Here is a 23,710-nt window from a genome sequence, read left to right on the forward strand (position 1 = left end):
AAGTCAATTATTTATTCTATTAAATTATAGAAAGTGAGCGTTCTTTCATTGATTACCAGGAAGCGATCATCAGTTTTAAATATGGCATAAAATGAGGCGGTAGGTGTACCACTTTCATTTAGAACCCTACCGGTGATCGGATTGATCTGGAGGATTTTTTCTGTGGAGAAAAGAAATAGTTTTCCTTGAACCAATTGCATTGACAAAAGATTATCAAGAGCGATTGAGTAGAGTTTACCTCCATACTGGTCAAATGTGTGAATTCCTTTTCGATGTGTTACAAATAGTAGGTTTTGGTAGGCTTGCATTCTTTGCAGCGAATCTCCAATGTTGACCTGAACTTCGAGGATTAAATTTTTTCTTGAAGGGTTGATTTTCTTTAATCGTTGAGGATTATTTTCTGCGATCCAGAAATCACCATCCGGTGCAGGGCATGCCATCATACCGAGTTGGATTCCCAGATCACTCAACGGATAGTTTTTCGGTACTGTTGAAAATCGATCAAGAATGGTGATTTGTTGATTGTCAAAATAGAATAGAAAAGGTTTCAGGTTATTCTGAACATCAATCAGAGAGATCGATGAGGAGTTGGATAGTGAAAAATTCTCAAGCAAATCACCTTCAGAATTATATTTGATCAATCCTCCGTCAGAAAACCCCAGGTAAAAATTGCCTTGATAATCGACGGCATAGGAGGTCGGCGTTTTTGCAATTTGTATTTGCTTGATCTTTTGCCAACTCTGTGCCTGTAAAAGGAGTGGAAAAAAAATTAGAAGACTAATCTTCAAAAAATTTAAGCGTTGCGTGAGTGCCATCAAATTCAAGGTAATTGCACTGAGTGATCCATTCTCCTAAATTAAAGTATGTAGAGTTATCGTCTACTGGCAGTTCCAAAGGAAGATGACGATGGCCAAATATGTAATAATGATGTGGGCACAATTTTTGGACTTGCTTACAATAAGTCAGCAGGCGTTCATTGTCCTCACCGGTAAATTTTTCCTTTTCTGGTGCTATCCTGCTTTTTTTACTCCAGTGGTTGGCAAGCGCCACGCCAATGTCAGGGTGTATCCACTTAAAAAGCCACTTACAAAGACGATTGGTAAATATTTTCTTGGTGATCTTAAAAGTTAGGTCACCAGGCCCTAGCCCATCACCATGACCTACAAATAATTTCTTATCTCCAACCTCCAAAACAATTGGTTCGTGATATATAGGAATATCAAGCTCTTCGGAAAAGTAATCTCTCATCCATAAGTCATGATTACCAACAAACAAGTGAATAGGAATACCTCGATCTTTCAGCTCGGCTAGCTTGCCCTGAAATCTGATAAATCCTTTTGGTATAACATGCGAGTATTCGAACCAGAAATCAAATACATCTCCTAACAAAAAAATGGCTGAAGCATCTTGTGATACATGCTCCAGCCATTTGACTATTTTTTGTTCGCGTTTTTGACTTTCTCCTTTATTGGGGATACCCAAGTGAAAGTCACTCGCGAAGTATATTTTCTTACCTGAAGGTAGCTCCTTGTAAGAGCTGATTAGCTCCGGATTTACCTTCATTCCTTACTCGGTTTTATCTGCAGACTCTTCTTTTTCTACCGCCTCTTTCACATCGCTCTTCACTTTGTCCAGATCTTCCGACTTATCGTCTTTTTTCTTCGCGTCCTCTTTTTCCTCATCATCCGCTTCACCATTGGTGAAGGCATCATAAGTTGTTGGGGTTTTAAAAGGTCGTTTACCAATCAATCCTTCAAGATCAGATTGGAAGATGATTTCACGCTTCAATAGCTCTTTAGCCAGTATTTCTAATTCTTTTTTCTTAGAAAGTAAGAGCTTTTTGGTGTGAGCATAAGCCTTATCAATCAGCGCTTTTACTTCTTTATCAATCAATTCAGCAGTAGCGTCTGAGTATGGTTTTGTGAAATTATAATCGGATTGTTTTGAATCATAGAATGAAACATTTCCGATTTTGTCATTCATACCATAAACGGTCACTATACTGTAAGCAAGCTTAGTGATTCGCTCAAGATCACTTAAAGCTCCGGTCGAGATTTTTCCGAAAATGATATCCTCTGCCGCACGACCGCCCAGTGCCATACACATCTCATCGAACAGCTGCTCTGTCTGGTAAAGGAATTGTTCTTTTGGTAAATACTGGGCGTAACCCAACGCTGCTACTCCACGAGGAACGATACTCACCTTAACCAAAGGATCTGCATGCTCCAGGAACCATCCTGCTACGGCATGACCTGCCTCATGGTAGGCAACAATTTTCTTCTCTTCAGGAGAAATCAGCTTGTTTTTCTTTTCCAAACCTCCGATCACCCTGTCAATGGCATCCTGGAAGTCGGTCATGTCGACTTTTTGCTTGTCTTTTCGAGCTGCAATCAGAGCAGCTTCATTACATACGTTTGCAATTTCAGCACCTGCAAATCCAGGTGTTTGTGCTGCCAGTTTTCTTGTATCAACATCTTTTGAAAGCTGAATAGGTTTGATGTGAACCTTGAAAATAGCTTCTCTTCCTACGATATCCGGCTTGTCAATACTGATCTGACGATCAAACCTTCCTGGTCGAAGCAAGGCTGAATCCAATACATCAGGTCGGTTTGTAGCTGCCAAAATGATAACTCCTGCATCTGTTGAGAATCCATCCATCTCTACAAGTAGGGAGTTAAGCGTATTTTCTCGTTCATCGTTTGATCCTGGCATCTGGCCTCTGCCTCGAGATCGACCAATTGCATCGATCTCATCGATAAAGACAATACATGGGGCTTTTTCTTTCGCCTGCTTAAATAGATCTCTTACCCTTGCGGCTCCAACTCCCACAAACATTTCAACGAAATCTGAACCTGAAAGTGTGAAAAACGGCACAGCCGCCTCTCCTGCAACAGCTTTGGCTAGCAAGGTTTTACCTGTTCCCGGAGGACCTACAAGTAGTGCGCCTTTTGGAATTTTACCTCCAAGCTTGGTGAACTTGCCCGGGTTTTTGAGGAATTCAACAATTTCTCTAATTTCCTCTTTTGCCTCTTCCAATCCTGCTGCATCAGCGAAAGTGATCTTTACTTTATTTTCTGCATCGAATAGAGAAGCTCTGGATTTTCCAATATTGAAAATTTGTCCTCCAGGACCGCCACCTCCGGTCATTCTCCTCATCAGGAACCAAAATCCAAATATCAACAGGATCAAGAATCCCCAGTTGAAAAAGATGCTGGTGTAATCACCTCTATCTGTTACTTCATAATCAAACCGCTGATCTTCCGGAATGTCCTCCATGAGCTCTTCAAAGTCCCTGGCAAATTTTTCCAGGCTTACAATGTCTACTCTGTAATGAGGGCCACCACCCCCGTCCAGAATACTCCTATTTTGCTCAAGTTCAATTTTATATTTCGTATTGCTAAGAGCTTCCGGCTTGAGCGTAATTTCTATGAAATCTTGATTTTTTATTAAGACCACCTTCTGCACATCGTTAGATCGCACCATTTTCTCAAAAGACCGGAAAGTGGTGGTTACAGCACCACTGTCATTTGAAAAAATCGTTAATCCAATCACAAGTGCAAGTAGTCCTCCTATGAGCCAGCCTTGAAATCCGGGCCTGGGCTTTGGTGCTTCTTTTCTTTTTCTATCGGGCATTCTTTTGTTCCTCCTGTAAATTTCTGTTTAGCTAAACGAGGTGATCTGTTATTAGTTCTCTTCGATACGAGTAATTTTCGCGTCTCCCCACAGCTCCTCTAATCCGTAAAAAATTCTTTTCTCTTTATTAAAAACATGAGCAACCACATCTACATAATCCAATAATATCCACTCTTTGTTTTGTTGACCTTCACGTTTCCATGGATTTTGCTTGGATCGCTTATGTATTTGCTCTTCAATTGAATCTGAAATAGCGTCTATTTGGGTATCTGAGTTTCCGCTGCAAATGACAAAATAATCAGCAACAGCATGCTTTACTTCTCTCAAATCCATCACCACCACGTCGTGGGCTTTTTTATCCAGCATCCCCTCTACAACCCACTCACTCAATACTTCTGAACTGACGTCTTTACTTACCTGCTGATTCACTAATAGTTTACAATTAATTTTGCCGCAAAGTTACATTAATTCTATTGCATAAAATCTTTGCCAAACCCTTATTCTTAGGTAAAAAAGTGGTTTTCCTGCCACAATGTCATTCTACCAATGATGAGTTGGTAACATTAGCCAAAATCTCCAAAGAACTGGAGGGGCTGGTATTGTATACTAATAACCAGACAAAGGGTAAGGGGCAGAGGGGTAATGTATGGATTGCGGAACCAGGGAAAAATATGCTGATTTCAGTACTTCTTAGACCTGGCTTTTTGGATCCTCAAAATCAGTTTTATTTAAATCTGATCACTGGATTGGCAATCATAGATGTACTTAAGGAATTTATTCCCAACGATCTAACACTGAAGTGGCCAAATGATGTTTACATCCAAGACAGGAAAATAGCAGGGATTTTAATTGAAAGCAACATGCGAGGAAGCACGTTGGAGTCGTCTATTGTTGGTGTGGGACTGAACGTAAATCAAAAGGGGTTCGCTTTACCCAATGCAACATCAATGTCCATTGAAATAGGAGAAGATTTCGATCTAAATGATATAATGGAGAATTTTCTACTCAAACTTGAAAAGTGGTATTTGAAGTTGAAAGCAGGGGATAGAGAAGGTATTCTGGATCAATATCACCAATTACTTATGTGGAGAGGAGAAAAGCGAAAATTCAGGCATGCTGATAAGGAGTTCTATGGTGAGATTGTAGGGATTGATCAACATGGCAGGTTGGCAATAAGCCATGATGGTAGCCTTCATTATTATGGGATTAAGGAGGTTGAGTTTGTTGGTTAGTCTAAATGTTATTTCTATAGAACTATTATGATCCATAAGGGTTATATCTTTGCACACCCAAAAAAAGAATCAAACAAGAAATAGTTAGATAAATGAGCGTTACGACAGAAAAGTACAAAGTAAAAGACATTGCCCTGGCAGACTGGGGAAGAAAAGAAATTGAGCTTGCCGAGGCAGAGATGCCGGGTTTGATGGCCCTTCGTGAAGAGTATGGAAAAGAGAAGCCACTTGCAGGTGCCAGAATTGCCGGATGCCTTCATATGACCATCCAAACAGCGGTTTTGATTGAGACATTGGTGGAGCTCGGAGCAGATGTAACCTGGTCTTCTTGCAACATTTTCTCTACGCAAGACCATGCTGCTGCAGCAATCGCAAAAGCAGGTGTCCCGGTTTTCGCATGGAAAGGAATGAATGATGAAGAGTTTGACTGGTGCATTGAGCAAACATTATTCGCATTCAAAGACGGCAAGCCATTGAATATGATTTTGGATGACGGGGGAGATCTAACCAACATGGTGTTAGATAGATATCCTGAATTAGTGAAAGATATCAGAGGACTCTCTGAAGAAACCACGACCGGCGTTCACAGATTGTACGAGCGAATGAAGAAGGGGACTCTTCCAATGCCTGCTATCAATGTGAATGATTCAGTGACTAAGTCAAAATTTGACAACAAGTATGGTTGTAAAGAATCTTTGGTGGATGCTATCAGAAGAGCAACAGACGTAATGCTGGCAGGAAAAGTAGCAGTGGTAGCAGGATATGGTGATGTAGGAAAAGGATCAGCTGCATCTTTGAGAGGAGCTGGTGTTCGTGTAATTGTTACAGAGATCGATCCGATCTGTGCACTGCAGGCTGCCATGGACGGGTTTGAAGTCAAGAAAATGTCAGATGCAGTTTCACGAGCAGATATCATAGTAACAGCCACAGGTAATAAAGATATTATCAGAGGTGAGCACTTTGAGAAAATGAAAGACAAAGCGATCGTATGCAACATCGGTCACTTCGATAATGAAATTGACATGGCGTGGTTGAAGAAAAACCACGGCGATTCGCATGTTGAGATCAAGCCTCAGGTAGACTTATATAATGTGAATGGTAATGATGTAATTGTATTGGCTGAAGGAAGATTGGTAAACCTTGGTTGCGCAACCGGCCATCCATCTTTTGTGATGTCAAACTCATTTACCAATCAGACGCTTGCTCAGATAGAGCTTTGGCTAAACCATGAAAACTATGAGAATGCGGTTTACATGCTTCCAAAGCATCTGGATGAGAAGGTAGCAGCCCTGCACCTGGCTAAGATTGGAGTTGAGCTTGATTCACTTACTAAAGATCAGGCTGAATACATTGGTGTTGAAGTAGAAGGACCATTCAAGCCCGAATACTACAGGTATTAAAAGCCATATTTTATCAAAATGAGAGGATTCTTCTTAAAAGGAGAATCCTTTTTTGTTTATAGATAGGTAACCTGTCTCATTGGCAGGTTTTTGGGATTGGCAGGCTTTATGTTTATTTTTTCTGGGTCTGGTTAATGTCAGGTGACGAACAATTGACAGGGATTAAGGTTCTAAAATTAGAGGTATGTGTTCTGAAAGCACTTATTTAGAACAAATCTAAATCAGGCACGTATATTGATGTATATACATATAAAAATGTGAAGAGAATGACCAATCAAGTAGAGACACCAGTAAAAAGATCATATTCTGAAGCTAAAAAAGTGCAGGTTTTTGATGGTGAGTTTATGCCTCACATCGACTCCATGTACAATTTTGCTTATCGTCTGACATTTGATGAGGATGATGCGAAAGACTTAGTTCAGGATACATATATGAAAGCTTACCGTTTTATTAACTCTTTCCAGGAAGGGACGAATGCTAAGGCTTGGCTTTATCGTATTCTGAAAAACAGCTTCATTAATGATTACAGAAAAAAAAGTAAGCAACCGGCCAAGGTTGACTATCAGGAGGTAGAGCAATTCTATAATTCCGAAGATACGCCAAGCAATGCAACAATAGATCTCCGTTTAGAGACTACAAAAGATATGATTGGCGATGAAATCAGCAATGCGCTGAACTCACTCGCTGTTGATTTTAGGACGGTAGTGATCCTTTGTGACCTTGAAGGCTTTACCTATGAGGAAATGGCCAAAATTTTGGATATCCCGATAGGTACGGTGAGATCAAGATTGCACCGGGCAAGAAATCTTCTGAGAGAAAAGCTGGGTTCATACGCTTTGTCCATGGGATACAATTGATCCGGAACTATTTTTATCAACTCACCATTCCATACATACATAAAAACAACATTCTTGAAATGTCCGATTGTCCCGATTGTGGTTGCAATGATTTTGATAAGTGCCTGAGGATATTGAACCTCATGTTGGATAATGAAGCAACTTCTAACCAAGAGGAGTTCTTTTATAGCCATATAGAAAAGTGTATGGTTTGTTTTGCTCATTATAATGTTGAAAAGCAAATAAGGCAGTTATTGAAAACCAAGCTCAACAATAAAGAGGTGCCCGAATCGCTTGCTGATGAGATCAGGCGAAAGATTGTTTCCTAATCTTTTGCAGTAAGCTCAAATTATAATTGTGCCCTGAATCTTTCGGGTTTAAATTCGCCGGATGGAGGGAAAAGCTATCATATTTTCAGCCCCATCTGGTGCAGGTAAGACAACTATCGTTCATAGCTTGCTTGACAGAATTCCGAGCCTTCGATTTTCAATTTCTGCTACCACACGAAAAAAAAGACCAACTGAAATTGATGGTCGTGATTATTATTTTCTCTCATTAGATGAATTTAAATCCAAACAGGATTCGGGCGAGTTGCTTGAATGGGAAGAGGTGTATGCAGATACCTATTATGGGACGTTGAAAGGTGAGGTGGAAAGAATATGGTCGGAAGGGAATCATGTGATTTTTGATGTGGACGTAAAAGGAGGCAAAAAGCTGAAGCAGATTTTTGGGGATAAAGCTCTTTCCATTTTTGTAAAAGTGAAAAGTAAGGATGTACTACGTGATCGCCTTAAAAGTAGAAATACAGAAAGCGAGGATGCTTTAAATCAACGTATTAATAAGGCAGCAGAGGAGATGAAAGAGGAAGTTCATTTTGATATGGCTGTGCTTAATGAAAATCTTGATGTGGCTATTAATGAAGCAGAACATCTGGTAAAATCATTTATAAGAGCAAAGTAATGGAGATAGGACTTTTTTTTGGTTCTTTTAATCCAATCCACACCGGACATATGATCATTGCCAATCTGGTGAAAGAAACCACTAGTGTCGATGAGGTCTGGTTTATTGTGAGCCCTCAAAACCCCTTCAAGAAAAATAAAAATCTACTTCATGAATTTGACCGGCTGGACTTAGTCAATGCTGCAATAGGTGATGACTATAAATTCAGATCAAGTGACATTGAATTCAATATGCCTCGCCCAAGCTACACCATTGATACGCTGACACTACTTCAGGAAAAGCATCCTGATAAAAAGTTTCATCTAATTATCGGCGAGGATAATCTGGCCTCATTCCCTAAGTGGAAAAATCATGAGAAAATATTAGAACACTTCGGTTTGATCGTTTATCCAAGACCAAATTCGAAACCTTCAGAACTCTCCTCGCATGATAATATCCATGTGATTGATGCTCCAGAGATAGATATTTCAGCCACATTAATCCGAAGATTAATAAAAGAAGAAAAGTCTATAAAGTATTTGGTACCAGATTCTGTTGCAGCTTTGATTAAAAGCAAAGGATTCTTCCAATGACTTAGACAGTCATGATATCTTTCTCCTTGCTTTCAACCAATGCGTCGATTTTTGAGGTGAAAGTATCAGTTAACTCCTGAACCTCATCCTCTGCACTTTTGATCAGATCTTCAGAAACGCCATCCAGCTTTTTTAGAGAGTCATTGGTTTCCTTTCGTGCATTTCTAATACTTACTTTCCCTTTCTCTGCCTCCGCTCTCACCTGCTTCATCAGATTCAAACGGCGTTCCTCAGTAAGAGGAGGGATGTTGATGCGAATTTGCTCTCCATCATTCTGAGGGTTAAAGCCCAGGTTACTATTGATAATTGCTCGTTCAATTTCCTGCAGCATAGCCTTTTCCCATGGCTTCACACTTATAGTTCGTGCATCAGGCGTGGTTACACCAGCAACCTGATTCAATGGAGTCATAGAGCCATAGTATTCTACCTCTATGCCGTCCAGCATGCTGGGCATAGCCTTACCTGCGCGGATTTTTGAAAATTCATCTTTTGTATGCTTGATGGCTGCCTCCATCATTTCTTTTGCAGTATCCAGATATATATCTATTTCTTCCATGGGTGAAAATTAAAATGTTCTAATGAATTAATGTCCCAACTTCCTTGCCGGCCACAATTTTTTGCAGGTTGCCGGCTTTGTTCATATCAAAAACTATAATAGGTAGATTATTTTCCTGGCAAAGCGTGAAGGCTGTCATATCCATAATATTAAGATTCTTTTCATACGCTTCCTGAAAAGATATTTTAGAATAACGCTCGGCATTAGGATCCTTTTCCGGATCAGCAGTGTATACGCCATCTACCCTTGTTCCTTTTAATACTACATCTGCTTCTATTTCAATAGCTCTTAAGCTGGCCGTTGAGTCGGTAGTAAAATACGGATTACCTATTCCAGCCCCGAAAATGACTACTCTATTTTTTTCTAAATGTCTGATAGCCCTTCGTCTTATGAAAGGTTCACAAACCTGCTCCATTTTCAATCCTGACATCAGGCGTGTGTACATACCCTGCTTTTCAAACATACTTTGCAGAGCCATGGCATTTATAACTGTCGCAAGCATTCCCATGTAGTCACCTTGCACACGGTCAATTCCGGAAGCTTCTGCTTCCACTCCTCGGAATATGTTTCCACCTCCGATTACTACTGCAACTTCTACTCCTTTATTTACCACACTCTTTATTTCCTCTGCGTACTGGGTCAAGCGTTTAGAATCTATTCCATGTTGCTTGTCTCCCATCAGCGCTTCTCCGCTAAGTTTAAGTAGTATTCGTTTGTAGGTCATTATTTGTTTATATGTAGGATGAAATCGTGCAAATATATAAGGAATGCATTCGGTTTTATTCGAAAGAAATGAGTACTTGATTTTTTTCTACGTTCTCTTTTTCTGAGATATGGACTTTACTCACTTTTCCTTCTCCCGGAGACTTAATGACATTTTCCATTTTCATTGCCTCCAATACCAACAACGGATCACCTTCGCTTACCTCGTCACCCTCAGCAACTGAAACACTCAGAATAGATCCGGGCATAGGTGCCTTGATGTCCGAAACGACAGCACTAGCAGCGATGTTCATCCCTAGCTTATCTAATATATGGTCGATGTGATCTGTCACTGAAACGTCGATCACTTGATCATTTACTTTCAGTTTCATTTCTTTTCCCTGTCTTTCTACTACATCGACACGAAAAATTTTATTTGATTTAAAAACTTTATAAGAGTTGCTATTAATTTTTATTATCTCTCCATCGAATGGACTGCCATCGAGAAAAACGCCCTCTTTGTTGTTTTCTACTTTGATTTTTTCGGTATCGCCTGCCTTTATTTCTATCATGGAAATGGTGTTTATTTTTTGGCTCGTCAAAAATATGGATTGCATTAGACTTTTTATCTAAAAATGATATTTGATTAGTTCGAAAAACCATATACTTTTGCAATCCTTTTTCTGGCAAGTATCTGGAAAAAGACGTTCTTGAAAGTATTTAAAACATGGGGAGATACTCAAGCGGCCAACGAGGACAGACTGTAAATCTGTTGGTGTATTCCTTCGCAGGTTCGAATCCTGCTCTCCCCACTTTGAGAAACACCAAATCTCAAAATACAAATCTCAATCATTTATCGTGTTTGTGATTTGATATTTGTTGTTTGTGATTTCAATTAAGCGGGTGTAGCTCAGTTGGTAGAGCGACAGCCTTCCAAGCTGTAGGTCGCGGGTTCGAGCCTCGTCACCCGCTCAAATCCCTGAATATTCAGGGTCTTTGGGCTCTTTGGTTCAAAATGCTGAACTCAGAGAGTTGAGTAGATAAGCCGATGTAGCTCAGGGGTAGAGCGTTTCCTTGGTAAGGAAGAGGTCAGGGGTTCAAATCCCCTCATTGGCTCTTTTCAAGGATTGAATAAAGAAAATAGAGTAATAACAATAATTAATTAAACTAAATCGAGGATTATCAAACATGGCTAAAGAAACCTTTGATCGTTCGAAACCACACGTAAATATTGGTACAATCGGACACGTTGACCATGGTAAAACAACTTTGACTGCTGCAATATCTAAAGTACTTGCAGACAAAGGTCTTGCCACAGCAAGTGACTTTTCAGCTATTGACAATGCACCTGAAGAAAAAGAAAGAGGTATTACAATCAATAGTTCACACATTGAGTATCAAACAGAAAACCGTCACTATGCTCACGTGGACTGCCCGGGTCACGCGGATTATGTAAAGAACATGGTAACTGGTGCTGCTCAGATGGATGGAGCTATCATCGTGGTAGCTGCTACTGACGGACCTATGCCACAAACAAGAGAGCACATCCTTCTTTCAAGACAGGTAGGTGTACCTGCATTGGTTGTGTTCATGAACAAAGTTGACCTTGTAGATGATCCTGAACTACTTGAGCTAGTAGAAATGGAGATCAGAGAGCTTCTTTCTGATTATGACTTTCCAGGTGATGACGTTCCTGTTATCCAGGGTTCTGCTCTTGGTGGTCTTAACGGAGATGCTAAGTGGGTAGAAAAAATTGAAGAGCTTATGGCTGCAGTGGATGAGTATATTCCACTTCCAGAGAGAGCTGTTGATAAAGATTTCTTGATGCCAGTTGAGGATGTATTCTCAATTACTGGTCGAGGAACTGTTGCTACAGGTAGAATCGAAAGAGGTGTGATCAACTCAGGTGATGCTGTTGACATCATCGGTATGGGTGCTGAGGGTCTTACTTCTACAGTTACTGGAGTAGAGATGTTCCGTAAGATTCTAGATAGAGGTGAAGCTGGTGATAACGTTGGTCTTCTTTTGAGAGGTATTGAAAAAGATCAGATCAAAAGAGGTATGATCATCTGTAAGCCAGGATCAGTAACTCCTCACGCTCACTTCAAAGCAGAGGTTTACGTGCTATCAAAAGAAGAAGGTGGACGTCACACTCCATTCTTCAACAAGTACAGACCTCAGTTCTACTTGAGAACTACTGACGTAACTGGAGAGATCATGCTTCCTGAAAACGTTGAAATGGTAATGCCAGGTGATAATGTTACAATTGAAGTGAACCTTATCAACCCAGTTGCACTAGAGCAAGGATTGCGATTTGCAATCAGAGAAGGTGGACGAACTGTAGGTTCTGGTCAGGTAACTGAAATTCTTGATTAATAAATAGTTATCCCGATATACAGAAGTATGTCGGGATTTGTTTATACAAACTGATTACTCTAAATTTGCAGTCCTTTTGGGACTGCTTGTTTTTTACGGGTGTAGCTCAATTGGTAGAGTAGCGGTCTCCAAAACCGTTGGTTGGGGGTTCGAGTCCCTCCTCCCGTGCTTTTAAAACGAAGGAAAATATGTCTAAAGTTATCACTTTTTTCAAAGAATCATATGACGAGCTCACTCACAAAGTGTCTTGGCCAAAGTATGGTGATTTGCAAAACAGCGCCATATTGGTGCTCGTAGCATCGTTGATTTTCGCGCTGATGATCGGAGCGATAGACTATGCCTTCGAAAATTTAATGGAATTTATTTATCAAGAACTATAATACGTACGGGACAGGATGGAGCACAAGTGGTACGTAGTTAGAGCCGTAAGCGGCAAAGAAAAGAAAGTCAAGGAAGCCATTGAAAACGAAGTGGCTCGCCAGGAATTGACTGACTATATCCCTCAGGTACTTATCCCTTCGGAGAAAGTATATGAGATGCGCAACGGCAAAAAAAGAGTAAGAGAAAGAAATTTCTTTCCAGGATATGTATTGATCCAAGCTGACTTCTCCAACGGTGAAGTACAACACCTGGTAACAAATAAAGAGCTAATTCCGAATGTGATCGGCTTTCTAGGATCCACCGGAAGTAGCACAACAAAAGATCCGATTCCTTTAAGACAATCTGAGGTGAACAGAATCCTTGGGAAAGTTGATGAGGTTGAGGAGTACGAAGAGAAGCTGGATACCCCATTTATTGTGGGTGAAAGCGTGAAAGTGATGGACGGTCCCTTTAGTGGCTTCACGGGTACAGTAGAGGAGGTATTTGAGGATCGTAAGAAGCTTAATGTTACGGTTAAGATTTTTGGCAGAAATACACCTGTCGAATTGAATTATATACAGGTAGAAAAAGAAGATTAAAAAGGTAAAATGGCTAAAGAAATAACAGGCTATTTGAAATTACAGATTCGCGGTGGGGCGGCTAATCCTTCTCCTCCGGTAGGACCGGCACTTGGTGCTAAAGGTCTGAATATCATGGACTTCTGTAAGCAGTTTAACGCAAGAACCCAGGATAAGCCAGGACAGCTTCTTCCGGTTGTTGTGACAATCTATGCTGACAAGTCTTTTGACTTTGTAATTAAAACACCTCCGGCTGCATCCCTTATAATGGAAGCAGCTAAGATTAAGAAAGGATCTTCCGAGCCGAACCGTGTGAAGGTAGGATCTGTAACTTGGGATCAGGTGAAAACAATCGCTGAGACTAAGATGCCAGACCTAAATGCGTTCAACATAGAGTCTGCTATGAGAGTGGTGGCCGGTACAGCGCGAAGCATGGGTGTGAAAATTTCAGGTAAAGCCCCTTGGGCAAATTAATATTTGGTAATGGGAAAGCTTACAAAAAATCAAAAGAAAGCTCAGGAACTCTTAGAGGTTGGTAAAGAGTATTCTTTGGAAGAAGCTTCGAAGCTTGTGAAAGAGATTTCCTTCGAAAAGTTTGATGCTTCTGTAGATGTTGACATCCGATTGGGTGTTGACCCGAAGAAAGCTGACCAAATGGTTCGTGGAGTAGTATCTCTCCCTCATGGAGTAGGTAAAGATGTGAGAGTATTGGTGCTATGCACGCCTGATAAAGAGCAAGAAGCAAAAGATGCTGGTGCTGATCATGTTGGTTTGGATGATTACGTGAAGAAGATCGAAGGAGGTTGGACAGACATTGATGTAATTATCACTATGCCAACAGTAATGGCACAAGTAGGTAAACTCGGACGGGTTTTAGGACCTAGAGGTTTGATGCCTAATCCAAAGTCTGGAACAGTGACTATGGATATCGGACAGGCAGTAAAAGAAGTGAAAGCTGGTAAAATCGACTTCAAAGTTGACAAGTTTGGAATCATCCACACAAGTGTGGGAAAAGTGTCTTTCGACGCTGATAAGATTAAGGAAAACGTAATCGAAATGATTCAGACCGTTAACAAATTGAAGCCTGCTTCTGCTAAAGGAGCATACTTCAGGTCGATCACACTCTCAAGTACAATGAGTAGTGGAATAGCAATTGATAAAAGTAGCATAGCGAGCATTAAATAGTTATGACACGAGAAGACAAAGCACAATTAATAAGTGACCTTACTGAAAAGTTTAAGGAATCAGATCATTTCTATATAGCTGACACTTCAGGTCTCACAGTAGCTGAGATTAATAAGTTCAGAGAAATGTGCTTCAATAAAGGAGTAGAGTATAAGCTGGTTAAAAACACGCTTATCAAGAAGGCCCTGGAGAATGTAGATGGAGATTTTTCGTCATTAGATGAAGTGTTGAAGGGTACCTCTGGCGTCATGTTCGTAAATGAAGTCGCTAATGCTCCTGCGAAGATTATCAAGGACTTCAAAAAAGAAGATCCTCAGGAAAGACCGAAATTCAAGGCTGCTTCCATAGACTCGGATTTATTTATTGGTGAAGACCAACTAAGCGCACTTGCTAGCTTGAAATCTAAGCAAGAGCTTATTGGAGAAATCATCACACTATTGCAATCGCCTGCTAAGAATGTTCTTACACTCCTTCAGAGTGGAGAGCACAAACTTGCTGGTATTGTTAAAACACTTTCAGAAAGAGAGAATTAAAAATTTTTAAACAGAATTAACACTTAATAAAATGGCGGATTTAAAAGAATTTGCAGAGCAATTAGTTAACCTTTCAGTAAAAGAGGTAAACGAACTAGCTGAAATACTTAAAGACGAGTATGGCATTGAGCCTGCTGCAGCTGCAGGACCAGTTATGGTTGCTGGTGGCGGTGGAGCTGAAGGCGATGGCGGTGGAGAAGAGAAATCTTCTTTCGACGTGATCCTTAAGTCTCCAGGCGGTGCAAAACTTGCTATCGTTAAGTTGGTGAAAGAACTTACTGGACTAGGCCTTAAAGAAGCAAAAGAGCTTGTAGATGGTGCTCCTAAGCCAGTAAAAGAAGGAATCGCTAAGGACGAAGCTGAAGCATTACAAAAGCAGCTTGAAGAGGCTGGTGCTGAAGTAGAATTAAAGTAATTAGCACATAATACTGAAGGTTTAGGCCTGGCTCCCTCCCGTAAGTTTCGGGATCAGGGATCAGGTCTTTTCCTGTTTGTATGTGATGCTAATCGTCCTTATAATTTTTATAAACTAAAACTCCGTAAGCTTTGGCTAACAACAATAACGCGAGAATCAATTTCTCCTCAATAAAATCAGTTATTGATTATCCGGATTTTCTGGATGTACAATTAAAGTCATTTGTTGATTTTTTCCAATTAGACACACCTGCTGAACACAAAGAAGGTGAAGGCCTTTACAAGGTGTTTATGGAAAACTTCCCAATCACGGATTCCAGAGAGAATTTCGTATTGGAGTTCGTGGACTATACAGTAGATCCTCCAAAATACAGCATACAGGAATGCATCGAAAGAGGATTGACCTATTCGGTTCCACTAAAAGCAAAACTTCGTCTTCTATGTAATGACGAAGAGAATGAAGATTTTGAAACGATCGAGCAGGAAGTGTTCTTGGGAAATATCCCATACATGACCGAGAAAGGCTCGTTCGTAATTAATGGTGCTGAGCGTGTGATCGTATCACAGCTTCACAGATCACCGGGGGTATTCTTTGCGCAAAGCAAGCACACCAACGGTACACTGCTATACAGTGCCAGAATTATTCCTTTCAAAGGATCATGGATTGAATTTGCAACAGACGTTAACAACGTGATGTACGCATATATCGATCGTAAGAAAAAATTCCCGATTACAACGCTTTTAAGATCGATTGGATACGGATCAGATAAAGAAATTCTGGATCTGTTTGGTCTTTCAGAAGAAATCGAAGCAACTGAAAAAGAGCTTAAGAAAGTAATCGATCGAAGACTTGCAGCTAGAGTCCTTAGAACCTGGACTGAGGATTTCGTGGATGAAGATACCGGTGAGGTTGTTTCGATTGACAGAAACGAAGTGGTTCTTGAGCGTGATAGCATTATCACAGAAGATGATATTCAAACCATCATCGATTCAGGCGCTAAGTCTGTCATCATCCATAGAAAGGATGTGAATATTGCTGAATATTCAATCGTATACAACACACTTCAAAAAGATAACTCAAACTCTGAGAAAGAGGCTGTTGAGCAGATATATCGTCAATTGAGAAATACGGAGGCTCCTGACGAACAAACTGCGCGTGATATTATCACAAGCTTATTCTTCTCAGATAAGAGATACGATCTTGGAGAAGTAGGACGATACAGAATCAACAAGAAACTAGGTATTGATACCGATTGGGACCGCAGAGTATTGACAACTGAGGATATAATCCTTATAGTGAAATACCTGATCGGTTTGATCAACAGTAAAGCGGTAGTTGATGATATTGATCACCTGAGTAATAGAAGGGTACGAACAGTAGGCGAGCAGCTTTATTCTCAATTCGGTGTTGGCCTGGCTAGAATGGCCAGAACCATCAGAGAGCGAATGAACGTCCGAGACAATGAAGATTTCAAGCCGGTTGATTTGATCAACGCGAGAACACTGTCTTCCGTAATCAATTCATTCTTTGGGACCAACCAGCTATCTCAGTTTATGGATCAAACGAATCCGCTTGCTGAGGTAACACACAAAAGAAGAATGTCAGCACTTGGGCCTGGTGGTCTTTCGCGAGAAAGAGCAGGTTTCGAGGTGCGAGATGTTCACTATACTCACTATGGTAGGTTGTGTACTATCGAGACGCCAGAGGGTCCAAACATTGGATTGATTTCTTCTCTATGTGTTCATGCAAAAGTGAATCAAATGGGATTCATTGAGACACCATATAGAGAGGTGAATAAGGGCACGGTAGACATGTCTGGTAATGTGAAGTATCTAACTGCAGAAGAAGAAGATACACATAATATTGCTCAGGCAAATGCACCACTGTCTGATAAGGGTAAATTCCTTAATGATAAAATTAAAGCTCGATTTGAGGGTGACTTCCCGCTTTGTAATGAAGAGGAAGTAAGCTACATGGATGTAGCTCCAAACCAAATCGTATCGGTGGCAGCATCTATGATTCCATTTCTAGAGCATGATGATGCGAACAGGGCGTTGATGGGATCGAATATGCAGCGTCAAGCAGTTCCTTTGATGAGACCACAGGCACCTATCGTGGGTACTGGTCTTGAAGAGAGAGTAGCGCTTGATTCAAGAGCATTAATTAGAGCAGAGAGAGATGGAGTGATTGAGTACGTTGATGCAAATAAGATCACTGTGAAGTATGATCTTGATTCTGATGAGCAAATCGTCACATTCAATGATTCAGAAGTAACTTATGATCTTGTGAAGTTCAGAAGAACTAACCAGGACACTTGCATCAACCTGAAGCCAATCGTAAAGAAAGGTGACAAGGTGAAGAAGGGACAGGCACTTTGTGATGGTTTCGCGACAGAGAAGGGAGAGCTTGCACTAGGTATCAACATGCAAGTGGCATTCATGCCATGGCAAGGATACAACTTCGAGGATGCGATTGTAATTTCAGAACGAGTGGTAAGAGAAGACATCTTCACTTCCATTCACATTGATGAATTCGAGCTTGAAGTAAGAGATACGAAACGAGGAGAAGAGGAACTAACCAGTGAGATACCTAACGTTTCAGAAGAGGCCGTTAAAAACCTTGACGAAAACGGAATCATCCGAACAGGTGCAGAGATCAAAGAAGGGGACATACTAATTGGTAAGATCACTCCAAAAGGAGAATCTGATCCAACACCGGAGGAGAAACTTCTTAGAGCAATCTTCGGAGATAAAGCGGGTGACGTAAAAGATGCTTCATTGAAAGCGTCTCCTTCACTTAGAGGTGTGGTTATCGATACCAAGCTTTTTTCAAGACCGAAGAAAGATAAAGATGTAAGAGCTAGAGCGAAGAAAGAAGTTGAGCTACTTAAGAACAGATATAGCCAGCAACTTTCTGAGGCCAGAGCTACGATGATCGATAAGCTTGCGAACCTTCTGGAAGGCAAAACTTGTCAGGGAATCAAACATAAGTTTGGTGAAGAAGTGATGAGCAAGGGTGTAAAGTTCACTAAGAAGAATATCGAAGCGAATTTGTTCCCTCCTAAGAATAAGTACAGAGACGAGAGTAACTATAATGTGCCAGAAGAGGCGAACTTGATCTCTGACCTGATCATTGAAAATTGGGTGACTGATAATAAGACGAATGAGCTGGTATTCAAGCTTGTGAAGAATTATATTGGTTACAGAAATGATATCTCAGGTAAGTTCAAGAGAGAAAGATTTACTCTTGAGGTAGGTGACGAACTTCCTGCAGGAATCGTACAGCTTGCTAAGGTTTATGTGGCTAAGAAACGTAAACTTCAGGTAGGTGATAAAATGGCAGGACGTCACGGTAACAAAGGGGTTGTGGCGAAGATTGTACGTGAAGAGGATATGCCATTCATGGAAGATGGAACTCCGGTAGATATCGTACTGAACCCGCTAGGTGTACCATCACGGATGAACATAGGTCAGATTTATGAGACCGTTCTTGGATGGGCCGGATTGAAGCTGGGTAGAAAATATGCTACTCCAATTTTCGATGGTGCTTCTGAAGAAGAAGTTCAGAAAGAATTGAAAGAGGCTGGACTACCAGATTTCGGTAGAACATACCTGTACGATGGATTGACTGGCGAGCGTTTTGATCAGCCGGTGACTGTTGGTGTGATTTACATGCTGAAACTGGGTCACCTGGTAGATGACAAGATGCACGCAAGGAGCATTGGTCCATACTCACTTATTACTCAGCAGCCGCTTGGTGGTAAGGCACAGTTTGGAGGTCAGCGTTTCGGTGAGATGGAGGTTTGGGCATTGGAGGCATTTGGTGCAGCCAATGTGCTTCAGGAAATCCTAACCATCAAATCCGACGATGTAATAGGTAGAGCAAAAGCTTATGAAGCGATCGTGAAAGGCGAGAACATGAATAAGCCGAACATTCCTGAATCATTCAATGTATTAATACATGAATTGAGAGGATTGGCTCTGGAAATTACTTTGGACTAATTAATTATTGACAATTATATCCCGGCTGAAACGTCGGGAGTTTATTGATATACAACATGGCGTTCAGAAAAAACAAAAAAATCCACAACGACTTCTCTAAGGTTACGATTAGTCTTGCGTCTCCGGAATCAATCCTGGAAAGCTCGCATGGTGAAGTAACCCAGCCGGAAACAATCAACTATAGAACATACAAACCTGAAATGGGTGGGTTGTTCTGTGAGCGAATTTTTGGCCCGGTGAAGGACTGGGAGTGTCACTGTGGAAAATACAAAAGAATCCGATACAAAGGCATTATTTGTGATCGATGTGGTGTTGAAGTGACGGAGAAGAAGGTCCGTAGAGAAAGGATGGGTCACATTGAGTTGGTAGTACCAGTTGCACACATTTGGTACTTCAAATCTTTGCCGAATAAGATCGGATATCTTCTTGGAATTCCAACCAAGAAGCTGGATCAGATTATTTATTACGAACGATATATCGTAATCCAGCCGGGTGTTAAGGAGGAAGACGGTATTTCCAAGCTAGACTTTCTCACTGAGGAAGAATACCTGGATATTCTGGATAAGCTTCCAAGAGAAAACCAGATGCTGGAGGATGATGACCCTAATAAGTTCATTGCGAAAATGGGAGCTGAAGCGTTAGAAATGCTTCTTGCTAGAACCCAACTAGATGAGCTTTCTTATGAGCTTCGCCATCAGGCGGCTACAGATACTTCTCAGCAGAGAAAAGCAGAAGCGCTTAAAAGGCTTAGAGTAGTAGAGGCATTCAGAGATGCCAAAACTCGAATTGAAAACAAGCCTGAGTGGATGATTGTGAAAATGGTACCGGTAATTCCACCTGAATTACGTCCATTAGTGCCATTGGATGGGGGTCGATTTGCTACTTCTGACCTGAACGACCTGTACAGAAGAGTAATTATCAGAAACAATCGTCTGAAAAGACTAATAGATATTAAAGCTCCGGAAGTAATCCTTCGAAATGAGAAGAGAATGCTTCAGGAAGCAGTTGATTCACTTTTCGATAACTCAAGAAAAGTAAACGCTGTACGATCTGATGGTAACAGAGCCTTGAAATCTTTGAGTGATATGCTTAAAGGTAAGCAGGGTCGATTCCGTCAAAACCTATTGGGTAAAAGGGTTGACTATTCTGGTCGATCAGTAATCGTGGTAGGGCCGGAGTTGAAAATGCATGAGTGCGGGTTGCCTAAAAACATGGCAGCTGAGCTATTCAAGCCATTCATCATCAGAAAGTTGATCGAGCGTGGAATCGTTAAGACCGTTAAATCTGCGAAGAAGATTGTAGATAGGAAAGATCCTGTTGTTTGGGATATCCTTGAAAATGTATTGAAAGGACACCCGGTACTACTAAACAGGGCGCCTACACTTCACAGATTAGGTATTCAGGCATTCCAGCCAAAACTAATTGAAGGTAAAGCGATCCAGCTTCACCCATTGGCATGTACTGCATTCAACGCCGACTTTGACGGTGACCAGATGGCAGTACACGTTCCTCTAGGGCATGAAGCAATTTTGGAAGCTTCACTTCTAATGCTTTCTTCTCATAATATTTTGAATCCTGCGAACGGAGCACCAATTGCGGTACCTTCTCAGGATATGGTATTGGGTCTTTACTACATTACTAAAGGCCGAAGAAGCACGGAGAAAGAAAAAGTAGCTGGAGAAGGCAAGATTTTCTACTCCCACGAAGAGGTAATCATTGCGTTGAACGAAAAGCAAATTTCTCAGCATGCTTATATCAAAGTAAGAACGAAGGTTCGAAACGAGAAAGGTGAGCTTGAGACTAAGATTATTGAAACTGTAGCAGGTAGAGTACTATTTAATGAGTCTGTACCAGAAGAGGTTGGATTCGTTAACGAACTACTTACCAAGAAGAAGCTTCAGAAGATCATCTCTAATGTCTTCAAGATTGTAGGAATGGCCAGAACAGCTCACTTCCTTGATGATATCAAAGATCTTGGATTTAAGATGGCTTATAAAGGAGGTCTTTCTATGGGTCTTGATAACATCAACATTCCGGAAGAAAAAGATAAGTTGGTAGCTCAGGCTAAAGAAGAGGTGGATGCTGTATGGCAAAACTACCTCATGGGTCTGATCACAGACAATGAGCGTTACAACCAGGTGATTGATATCTGGACCAGAACGAACACCATGCTGACCAACTCGCTGATGAAGCAGATGGAAGAAGATGATCAGGGATTCAACTCGATCTACATGATGATGCACTCTGGTGCAAGGGGATCGAGAGAGCAGATTCGTCAGCTTGGAGGAATGAGAGGATTGATGGCTAAGCCACAGAAGAATCTTCAGGGATCAGTTGGTGAGATTATTGAAAACCCAATCCTTTCAAACTTTAAGGAAGGACTAGATGTAATTGAGTACTTTATCTCTACACACGGTGCGAGAAAAGGACTTGCAGATACAGCATTGAAAACTGCGGATGCGGGTTACTTGACAAGACGTTTGGTTGATGTGGCTCAGGATGTAGTAATCAATGAAGATGATTGTGGAACATTAAGAGGTCTTTCTGTTTCTGCATTGAAGGATAACGAAGAAGTGGTAGAAGCACTTTCAGAACGAATTCTTGGACGTGTATCTGTTCATGATATTTATGATCCGATTACAGATGAGCTTATCATAGAGTCTGGAGCTGAATTCACTGAAGAGATCTCTGACTACATTGACCAGTCAAGCATCGAAGAAGTGGAGATCAGATCAGTATTGACTTGCGAAACTCGTCAGGGAGTTTGTGCTAAGTGCTACGGACGAAACCTATCAACTGGTAAGATGTCTCACGTTGGAGAGTCTGTTGGTGTGATCGCTGCTCAGTCAATTGGTGAGCCAGGCACACAGCTTACATTGAGAACATTCCACGTTGGAGGTACCGCTTCAAACATTGCTGTTGATGCCAACATAAAAGCGAAATTCGATGGAGTTGTTGAGTTTGACGAGCTGAGAACAGTGAAGTCAACAGATGATGAAGGGAATAAAATCGAAGTAGTGATGGGTCGATCTGGAGAGATTAAGATCCTCGATGCTAAAAAAGAAAAAGTATTGATCTCTAACCACGTGCCTTACGGAGCAATCCTTAAGGTGAAAGACGGTGGTAAAGTGGCGAAAGGCGATGAGCTATGTTTCTGGGATCCATACAATGCGGTGATTATGTCCGAATTTGACGGAACTGCGTCGTTTGATTCAATTATTGAAGGTGTTACTTTCAAAGAAGAATCTGATGAGCAGACTGGTCACAGAGAGAAAGTAATCATCGATACGAAAGATAAAACTAAGAACCCTGCAATTGAGATTGTTGGAAAAGATGGCTCAACAGAGAAAGCTTACAACATTCCGGTAGGAGCTCACTTAGCTGTAGAAGAAGGAGATAAAATCAAGCCGGGTCAGGTACTAGCGAAGATTCCTCGAAAAACTGGTAAGTCAAGAGACATTACCGGAGGTCTTCCACGAGTAACTGAGCTATTTGAGGCAAGAAACCCATCTAACCCAGCTGTAGTAAGTGAGATTGATGGTGTGGTAGAGTACGGTGGAATCAAACGTGGTAACAGAGAAATTTACATCGAATCGAAAGATGGGGTGAAGAAGCGTTACATGGTGCCACTGTCTAAGCACATACTTGTTCAGGATAATGATTATGTACGTGCAGGTGATGCACTTTCAGATGGTGCAATCACTCCTGCAGATATCCTGAAAATCAAAGGACCTACTGCTGTTCAGGAATACTTAGTGAATGAAATTCAAGAAGTATATCGACTGCAGGGTGTGAAGATCAACGATAAGCACATCGAAGCAATCGTACGTCAGATGATGCAGAAGGTAGTAATCGAGAATCCGGGAGATACCATGTTCCTAACTAATCAATTGGCTGATCGTTTCGCCTTCATGGAGGAAAACGACAACATCCTTGATAAGAAAGTAGTCGTGGATCCGGGAGATTCTTCAAACTACAAGGCAGGACAAATCATAGACGCTAGAAGCTTACGTGATGAGGTGTCTAGCTTGAAGCGAAGAGACTTGAAGCCAATGTTAACGCGTGATGCGGAACCAGCCACAGGTAAGCCGACACTTCAGGGTATTACTCAGGCATCACTTGGAACAGAGAGCTTCATTTCTGCAGCATCATTCCAGGAGACTACCAAAGTATTGAGTGAAGCTTCCATCAAAGGAAAAGCAGATACATTGATTGGTCTTAAGGAAAATGTGATCGTAGGTCATTTGATCCCTGCTGGAACAGGAATTAGAAAGCATCAGAAATACATCGTTAACTCTCAGGAGGAATACGAAAAGCTGGTTGCTTCTAAAGAGGAGTTCGAATCTAAAGAGGTAGAAGAAGCCTAGGGTT

At 41.1% G+C, this 23,710-nt stretch carries 21 protein-coding genes and 4 tRNA genes; 18 read left to right on the top strand and 7 right to left on the bottom strand.

The features are described from left to right. Positions 1-11: 11 nt before the first annotated feature. The 4 genes from ACXAH9_RS02565 to rsfS are packed head-to-tail and all read right to left on the bottom strand — an operon-like array spanning position 12 to position 4,062. Entirely contained in the window at positions 12-788 is a 777-nt protein-coding gene (locus ACXAH9_RS02565) for a hypothetical protein (RefSeq protein WP_474893321.1), read from the bottom strand. Beyond that, entirely contained in the window at positions 778-1,563 is a 786-nt protein-coding gene (locus ACXAH9_RS02570) for a UDP-2,3-diacylglucosamine diphosphatase (protein ID WP_474893322.1), read from the bottom strand. Before ACXAH9_RS02570 ends, ACXAH9_RS02565 begins: the two co-directional genes overlap by 11 nt. Positions 1,564-1,566: 3 nt before the next feature. Then, a complete protein-coding gene (gene ftsH / locus ACXAH9_RS02575; protein WP_474893323.1) occupies positions 1,567-3,633 on the bottom strand; it encodes an ATP-dependent zinc metalloprotease FtsH in 2,067 nt (688 codons plus the stop codon). Positions 3,634-3,684: 51 nt separating this feature from the next. After that, entirely contained in the window at positions 3,685-4,062 is a 378-nt protein-coding gene (gene rsfS, locus ACXAH9_RS02580; protein ID WP_349564736.1) for a ribosome silencing factor, read from the bottom strand. Positions 4,063-4,106: 44 nt separating this feature from the next. Here rsfS and ACXAH9_RS02585 point away from each other — a divergent pair, with 44 nt between their 5' ends. The 5 genes from ACXAH9_RS02585 to nadD all read left to right on the top strand — a co-directional run bounded on the left by ACXAH9_RS02585 (position 4,107) and on the right by nadD (position 8,633). Then, complete coding sequence (locus ACXAH9_RS02585) at positions 4,107-4,865, top strand: biotin--[acetyl-CoA-carboxylase] ligase (protein ID WP_474893324.1); 759 nt, start codon at positions 4,107-4,109, stop codon at positions 4,863-4,865. Positions 4,866-4,957: 92 nt separating this feature from the next. Next, positions 4,958-6,265 carry an adenosylhomocysteinase gene (ahcY, locus tag ACXAH9_RS02590; RefSeq protein ID WP_474893325.1) on the top strand — a complete coding sequence of 436 codons (1,308 nt, stop codon included), beginning with the start codon at positions 4,958-4,960 and terminating at the stop codon, positions 6,263-6,265. Positions 6,266-6,531: 266 nt separating this feature from the next. After that, positions 6,532-7,122 (top strand): sigma-70 family RNA polymerase sigma factor, encoded by a 591-nt coding sequence (locus ACXAH9_RS02595; RefSeq protein WP_350207688.1) that lies wholly within the window; start codon positions 6,532-6,534, stop codon positions 7,120-7,122. A 369-nt stretch (positions 7,123-7,491) separates the two neighbouring features. Next, entirely contained in the window at positions 7,492-8,061 is a 570-nt protein-coding gene (gene gmk / locus ACXAH9_RS02600; protein ID WP_474893326.1) for a guanylate kinase, read from the top strand. Beyond that, the gene (gene nadD / locus ACXAH9_RS02605; protein ID WP_474893327.1) at positions 8,061-8,633 is read left to right on the top strand and encodes a nicotinate (nicotinamide) nucleotide adenylyltransferase; all 573 of its coding nucleotides are present in this window, start codon (positions 8,061-8,063) and stop codon (positions 8,631-8,633) included. Before gmk ends, nadD begins: the two co-directional genes overlap by 1 nt. A 1-nt stretch (position 8,634) precedes the next feature. On the opposite strand, the gene frr is transcribed toward nadD, so the two are convergent. Genes frr through ACXAH9_RS02620 form a run of 3 tightly spaced genes read right to left on the bottom strand, consistent with a single transcriptional unit; the run spans position 8,635 to position 10,463 of the window. Further along, on the bottom strand, positions 8,635-9,189 hold the full coding sequence (frr, locus tag ACXAH9_RS02610) for a ribosome recycling factor (RefSeq protein WP_474893328.1): 555 nt from the start codon (positions 9,187-9,189) through the stop codon (positions 8,635-8,637). Between the two features lie 19 nt (positions 9,190-9,208). After that, on the bottom strand, positions 9,209-9,913 hold the full coding sequence (gene pyrH, locus ACXAH9_RS02615) for a UMP kinase (protein WP_474893329.1): 705 nt from the start codon (positions 9,911-9,913) through the stop codon (positions 9,209-9,211). 55 nt (positions 9,914-9,968) lie between these two features. Beyond that, positions 9,969-10,463, bottom strand: a complete 495-nt coding sequence (locus tag ACXAH9_RS02620; RefSeq protein WP_474893330.1) for an acyl-CoA carboxylase biotin carboxyl carrier protein subunit — start codon at positions 10,461-10,463, stop codon at positions 9,969-9,971. A 157-nt stretch (positions 10,464-10,620) separates the two neighbouring features. On the opposite strand from ACXAH9_RS02620, the gene ACXAH9_RS02625 reads away from it, so the two are divergent. The 13 genes from ACXAH9_RS02625 to rpoC all read left to right on the top strand — a co-directional run bounded on the left by ACXAH9_RS02625 (position 10,621) and on the right by rpoC (position 23,706). Next, positions 10,621-10,703: transfer RNA gene (locus tag ACXAH9_RS02625), tRNA-Tyr, on the top strand. A gap of 87 nt (positions 10,704-10,790) precedes the next feature. Further along, a tRNA-Gly gene (locus ACXAH9_RS02630) sits at positions 10,791-10,863 on the top strand. A 72-nt stretch (positions 10,864-10,935) separates the two neighbouring features. Beyond that, positions 10,936-11,007: transfer RNA gene (locus ACXAH9_RS02635), tRNA-Thr, on the top strand. A 72-nt stretch (positions 11,008-11,079) separates the two neighbouring features. Beyond that, positions 11,080-12,267 (top strand): elongation factor Tu, encoded by a 1,188-nt coding sequence (gene tuf, locus ACXAH9_RS02640; RefSeq protein WP_474893331.1) that lies wholly within the window; start codon positions 11,080-11,082, stop codon positions 12,265-12,267. Between the two features lie 95 nt (positions 12,268-12,362). Continuing rightward, positions 12,363-12,435, top strand: a tRNA-Trp gene (locus ACXAH9_RS02645). 20 nt (positions 12,436-12,455) lie between these two features. Beyond that, positions 12,456-12,647, top strand: a complete 192-nt coding sequence (gene secE, locus ACXAH9_RS02650; protein WP_349564714.1) for a preprotein translocase subunit SecE — start codon at positions 12,456-12,458, stop codon at positions 12,645-12,647. Between the two features lie 15 nt (positions 12,648-12,662). Further along, positions 12,663-13,226, top strand: coding sequence for a transcription termination/antitermination protein NusG (nusG, locus tag ACXAH9_RS02655; RefSeq protein WP_420577344.1), 564 nt, complete (start codon positions 12,663-12,665; stop codon positions 13,224-13,226). A 9-nt stretch (positions 13,227-13,235) separates the two neighbouring features. After that, positions 13,236-13,679, top strand: a complete 444-nt coding sequence (gene rplK, locus ACXAH9_RS02660) for a 50S ribosomal protein L11 (RefSeq protein ID WP_474893332.1) — start codon at positions 13,236-13,238, stop codon at positions 13,677-13,679. A gap of 9 nt (positions 13,680-13,688) precedes the next feature. Next, positions 13,689-14,390, top strand: coding sequence for a 50S ribosomal protein L1 (gene rplA, locus ACXAH9_RS02665; protein ID WP_474893333.1), 702 nt, complete (start codon positions 13,689-13,691; stop codon positions 14,388-14,390). Positions 14,391-14,392: 2 nt separating this feature from the next. Further along, positions 14,393-14,923, top strand: coding sequence for a 50S ribosomal protein L10 (gene rplJ, locus ACXAH9_RS02670; RefSeq protein ID WP_474893334.1), 531 nt, complete (start codon positions 14,393-14,395; stop codon positions 14,921-14,923). A 31-nt stretch (positions 14,924-14,954) separates the two neighbouring features. Next, positions 14,955-15,338: a 50S ribosomal protein L7/L12 gene (gene rplL, locus ACXAH9_RS02675; protein ID WP_474893335.1), complete on the top strand. Its 384-nt coding sequence runs from the start codon at positions 14,955-14,957 to the stop codon at positions 15,336-15,338. A gap of 131 nt (positions 15,339-15,469) precedes the next feature. Further along, on the top strand, positions 15,470-19,339 hold the full coding sequence (gene rpoB / locus ACXAH9_RS02680) for a DNA-directed RNA polymerase subunit beta (protein ID WP_474893336.1): 3,870 nt from the start codon (positions 15,470-15,472) through the stop codon (positions 19,337-19,339). 56 nt (positions 19,340-19,395) lie between these two features. Next, a complete protein-coding gene (gene rpoC, locus ACXAH9_RS02685; RefSeq protein WP_474893337.1) occupies positions 19,396-23,706 on the top strand; it encodes a DNA-directed RNA polymerase subunit beta' in 4,311 nt (1,436 codons plus the stop codon). Positions 23,707-23,710 lie beyond the last annotated feature (4 nt).

This window comes from Ekhidna sp. ABH4_415 (genome assembly GCF_056161305.1).